Origin of the sequence: Mesorhizobium sp. M8A.F.Ca.ET.208.01.1.1 (assembly GCF_004791315.1) — a bacterium.
Classification (GTDB): Bacteria; Pseudomonadota; Alphaproteobacteria; order Rhizobiales; family Rhizobiaceae; genus Mesorhizobium.
The window spans coordinates 1-302 of the sequence record NZ_SRUT01000300.1 but is presented as its reverse complement, the minus strand read 5'-3'; the positions used below and the strand labels follow the sequence as shown (position 1 = coordinate 302).

Here is a 302-nt window from a genome sequence, read left to right as displayed (position 1 = left end):
TTGACCAGCGCCTGCCTGAGCGCCTCGCGCGCGGCGTGCTTCCAGCTCTCCTCGGTGAGGAACTCGCCGAAGCTCTTGCGGCCGCCCATGCCGTAGGAGCCGCTTTCCTGCCGGTCGCCGCTGCCGACCACGACCGACACGTTGATGCGGACCAGCGGACGGATATCGCGCACGATCTGGCCGTCGCCGCGCACGATCTCGACATGCTGCCAGGAGGCCGCGAGCGAGGCCGTCACCTGGCGTACGCGCGGATCCTTCGCCCGCAGCCAGCCGTCGATCTCCTGCAACAGCTTGGCCTTGGC

At 69.5% G+C, this 302-nt stretch carries 1 pseudogene; it reads right to left on the bottom strand.

The features are described from left to right. A pseudogene (gene tldD / locus EN851_RS35390) lies at nucleotides 1-302 on the bottom strand (metalloprotease TldD); the annotation flags it as partial.